The 4,652-nt window shown below is 76.5% G+C and carries 3 protein-coding genes; all 3 read left to right on the forward strand.

Annotation, left to right across the window (positions count from 1 at the left end; all coding sequences use genetic code 11):
• The first annotated feature begins 334 nt into the window (after positions 1-334).
• On the forward strand, positions 335-2,794 hold the full coding sequence (locus ACFW1I_RS37985; RefSeq protein WP_384678624.1) for an acyl-CoA dehydrogenase family protein: 2,460 nt from the start codon (positions 335-337) through the stop codon (positions 2,792-2,794).
• An 89-nt stretch (positions 2,795-2,883) separates the two neighbouring features.
• Positions 2,884-3,141, forward strand: a complete 258-nt coding sequence (locus ACFW1I_RS37990; protein ID WP_384678625.1) for a phosphopantetheine-binding protein — start codon at positions 2,884-2,886, stop codon at positions 3,139-3,141.
• Positions 3,138-4,529: a condensation domain-containing protein gene (locus tag ACFW1I_RS37995; RefSeq protein WP_384678627.1), complete on the forward strand. Its 1,392-nt coding sequence runs from the start codon at positions 3,138-3,140 to the stop codon at positions 4,527-4,529. The genes ACFW1I_RS37990 and ACFW1I_RS37995 overlap by 4 nt, the downstream gene beginning before the upstream one ends.
• Positions 4,530-4,652 lie beyond the last annotated feature (123 nt).

Genomic DNA, 4,652 nt, shown 5'->3' on the forward strand with positions numbered 1-4,652 from the left:
GCGCCGGCCCCCCCCCCCGGGGGGCCCGCCCCCCCCCCCCCCACCCCCCGGGCCGGGCCCCGCCCCCGCGCCCCCCCCCCCCAGCCCCCCCCCCCGGGCCGTGTGTATCTTCGTCCGGGCGTTCCCGGGCCACGGGTGCCCGGCCCCCACCGGGCGCGGGCCGCCCCGCACACGACGCGACCGGCGCGATCCGACGGGCGGCGACCGGCCGCGTACCGCGGTGGACCTCGCGGACCCGCCGGCCCGTCCCCGCGCATCCGGAGGGCCGGCCCCCGCGCACTCCCCAGAGGGCCGACCGCACGCGTTCGGCGAAGACCGTGAGGAACGAGAACCCATGAAGGCGACGACCCTGGTCGAGCGGTACGGCAGCCCGCTCTACGTCTACGACCTCGCCGCGGCCGACCGGGCCGCCGTCGCGCTGCGCCGCGAACTCCCCGCCGGGTCCACCCTGTTCTACTCCCTCAAGGCCAACCCCCACCCCGAGGTGGTGCGCGCGCTCCGGACCGCCGGCTGCCGCGCCGAGGTCAGCTCGACCGGCGAACTGGACGCCGCGCTGCTCGCCGGACACCCCGCCGCCGACTGCCTCTACACCGGCCCGGGCAAGACCCCCGCCGAACTCGCCCACGCCCTCGGCCGCGGCGTCACCCTCTTCTCCGCCGAGTCCCCCGGCGACCTCCACCGCATCGGCACGGCCGCCGCCGCGCACGGCGTCACCGCCCGCTGCCTGCTCCGGATCAACGGCACCACCGGAGCGGGCGCGGCCGGCCTCCGGATGACCGGCACCGCCTCCCAGTTCGGCTTCGACCTGGAGACCGCCGCCGACTGGAGCGGACGGATCGCCGAGGAGCAGCACGTGGAGCCCGTCGGCCTCCACCTCTTCTCCCTCACCAACGCCGGCGACGAGGACAGCCTCCTGCGCGAACTTCTCGCCAACGTCCGCACCGCCGCCCTGCTGCGCGACACGTACGGCATCCCCGTACGCCTCCTCGACCTCGGCGGCGGCTTCGCCCACCCGTACGCGGTCCCCGGCGCACGCCCCGCCTACCCCCGCCTGCGCGCCACCCTGGAGGAGGCCCTCGACCGCGACTTCCCCGCCTGGCGCACCGGGGACGTCGACATCGCCTTCGAGTCCGGCCGCCACCTCAGCGGCGCCTGCGGCCGGCTGCTCACCACCGTCACCGACGTCAAGGAGAGCCGGGGCCGCACCTTCGTCGTCCTCGACGCCGGCGTCAACACCCTCGGCGGCCTCGCGGGCCTGCGCCGCCTCCCGCCCGTCCGCGCCGTCCCCGTGCCCCCCGACGGAACACCCGACGGAACACCCGACGGAACACCCGACGGAACACCCGACGGAGCTCCGGCCGGCACCCCCCACCCCCTGACCCTCGTCGGCCCCCTCTGCACCCCCAGCGACACCCTGGCCCACGACGCCACCCTGCCGCTGCCCGCCCCCGGCGACCTCCTCGCCGTCCCCAACACCGGCGCCTACGGCCTCAGCGCCAGCCTCCTGGCCTTCCTCTCCCGCCCCGCCCCGGCCGAGGTCGCCGTCCGTGACGGCCGCGTCGTCTCCGCCACCGTCCTGGAACTGCGCCGAGCCCCCGCCGCCCGCCCGGCCGGCCCCTCGCCCGCCGACCGGGCCAGGGCCGTCCTGCCGGTCCTCGCCGCACACGCCGCCGCCGTGGACACCGAGGCCCGCTTCCCCGTCGAATCCCTCGACGCCCTCCGCGGCAACGGACTCATGGGACTCCTCGTCCCCGCCGACCGCGGCGGCCTCGGCGGCGGGCTCGCAGACCTCGTCGAGGTCGCCCAACTCCTCGCCTCCGCCTGCCTCTCCACGGCCATGATCTGGGCCATGCACTGCCAGCAGGTCGACGTCCTCGTCCGCCACGGCGCCCCCGAACTCCTCGACGACCTGCTGCCCCGCATCGCCGAGGGCCGCGTCTACCTCGGCTCCATCACCTCCGAGAAACAGACCGGCGGCCACCTCCTCACCAGCGCCGCCCCGCTGCGCACCACCCCCGACGGCCTGCTCCTGGAGCGCGACGCCCCCGTCGTCACCGGCGGCGCCTTCGCCGACGGCTTCCTCGTCACCATGCGCGACAGCGAGGAGGCGTCCGCCCGCCGCGTCACCCTCGTCTACGTCGCCCGTGACCAGGCGGACGTCCGGGTCGACGGCGGCTGGAACCCGCTCGGCATGCGCGGCACCCACAGCGTCGCCGTCCGCCTCACCGCCCTCGTCCCCGAACACCACGTCATCGGCGCCCGCGGCGAGTTCGCCGCCGTCGCCACCACCGGCCTGATCCCGCTCGGGCACATCGGCTGGGCCGCCTGCTGGCTCGGCGCCGCCCGCGCCGCCGTCTCCGGCCTCGTCGGCGTCCTCCGCTCTCCCCGGCGCCCCGGCTCGATCGACCTCACCTCCGACCTGGTCGCCGAACGCATCGCCACCCTCCGCACCGACCTCGAACTGGTCCGCGCCTATCTCGACCTGGCCCAGCGGGAGATCACCGAGATCCGCGCCACCGGCGCGGACCCCGCCGCGCCCCCGGTCCAGATCCACCTCAACACCCTCAAGGTCACCGCGGCCCGCCTCTGCCACCGGGTCGCCGACCGCTGCGTGCAACTGGCCGGCCTCGGCCTCGGTTACCGCGCCGACTCGCCCCTCCCGCTGGAGCGCCACCTGCGCGACCTGCGCTCGGCCAGTCTCAACTACGCCGACGACCGGCTCCTGACCGCGACCGGCACCCTCTGCCTCGCCGACCGCGCGGTCCGGCTCCTCGGCGACGCGCCGTCCGGCTGACCCCGGCCGCCGGGGCCCGCGACCCGGGCACAGCCGTACCGGCGGCGCGGCACCGGGCCGCCGGCCACCACCTTCCGAAGGGGAAGCACTTGCAGACCACCTGGACACCGCGGTTCGACGACGTCCTCCGCGAGCACCTGCCGCTCCTGGAGGCGGACCGGGAGATACCGTCCGACGCCTCCCTCGCGGCCCTCGGCCTCGACTCGCTCTCCACCGTCCACCTCCTGATCGGCCTGGAGGACGCCCTGGGGGTGACCATCCCCGACGCCCTCCTCACGCCCGAGAACTTCGCCACGGCCGGCGCCCTGCGCACCGCACTCGCCCCCCTCATGGACGACCCGTCGTGACCGCGCTCCCGCCCCCCGCCCGGACCGTCACCGTGACCGTCACCGGAGAGCGGTCCGGCACCGCGCCGCTCACCTGGTCCCAGCGGCTCCAGTGGAACGACACCGAGTGGATGAAGCCGCACGACCACCACTTCAACCACGTCAGGGTCCTCGACCTGCCGGAGGGAACCACCGGGGCCGCCGTCGCAGCCGCCGTCGCCACCGTCGCCGGGCGGCACGAGGCCCTGCGCACCCGCTACCTGACCGACGCCCACGGCACCCCCGTCCAGGTCCTCGAAGCCGCCGCGACCTTCCCGCTGCGGGTCCACCACACCCCGGGCCGCGACGCCGACCCGGCCGCCGAGGCCGCCCGGCTCGCCGAAGCGATGCGGGGAGCCCGCTTCGACCTCGCGGTCGAACTTCCGCTGCGCGTCGCCCTGCTGGAGCACCGGGGCCGCCCGGACCGGCTTGTTGTCGTCGCCTCCCATGTCACCCTGGACCACGCCGGACTCCTCCTGCTGGTGGAGGAGCTCGACGCCCTCCTGCACGGACGCACCACCCCGGCGGAGCTCGCCCCCGTCGGCCACCAGCACCTCGACCAGGGGCGGGCCGAGGCGTCCCCGCGCGGCCTGGCCCGGTCCGAGGCGGCCCTCGCCCACTGGGAGGAGGTCCTGCGGGCCGCGCCCGCCACCCTCTTCGCCCCGCCCGCCGGGGACCCGCCGCCGCTCGACCACCCCGACCGCTTCGGCCAGGTCACCCTCGTCTCCCCGGCCCTCGCCCTGGCGACCGGCACCCTGGCCGCCCGGCTCGGCACCAGCGGCACCACCGTGCTCATGGCGGCCCTCCACAGTGTGCTCGGCACGCTCACCGGCCGGCCCGGCGTGCCGCTGCGGCTCATCGCCTCCAACCGCGGCCTCCCCGAGTTCCGCGACCTCGTCGGCATCGCCTTCGGCAGCTGCGTCACCCTCGTCCGCACGGCGGGCGAGGACTTCGCCGACGTGGTCCGCGCCACCGGCGGCGCCGCGATGCGCGCCTACCGCAGGGCCCAGTGCGACCCGGTCGCGCTCGCCGCACTCAAGGCCCGCGTCGCCGCCGAACGGGGCGTGCCGGAGATCGAACTGACCTGCGGCTTCAACGACCTGAGGCCCCCGCGCACCCGGACCGCCGCCACGGCGGGGGAGCTCCTCGCGCTGCTGCCGCGCACCGAGACGGCCTGGGACGGCCCGAAGCCCCGCCAGGAGGCCCGGCTCTGGTACTGGGCGCAGGACGTGGACGGCGCCGACGTCCACCACGCCCTGGTCGACCTCTGGTACCTGCCCCGCGAACGGGCCCGTGGCCTCCTCCTGGAGGTGGAGCGGCTGCTCGTGGACGCCGCCGCGCAGGGCCTCCCGGAGGGCGCCCCGGACTGACCAGGGCCGTGCGCGGTACGCGGAAGGGCCCCGAACCGACCGGTTCCTGTCTCTTATACACAAAACCGATCCCACGAGACACGAATCGATCTCGTGTTGCGGAGGGGGGTTGGGAGCGGGGGT

This window comes from Streptomyces sp. NPDC058955 (genome assembly GCF_042741435.1).
Classification (GTDB): domain Bacteria; phylum Actinomycetota; class Actinomycetes; order Streptomycetales; family Streptomycetaceae; genus Streptomyces.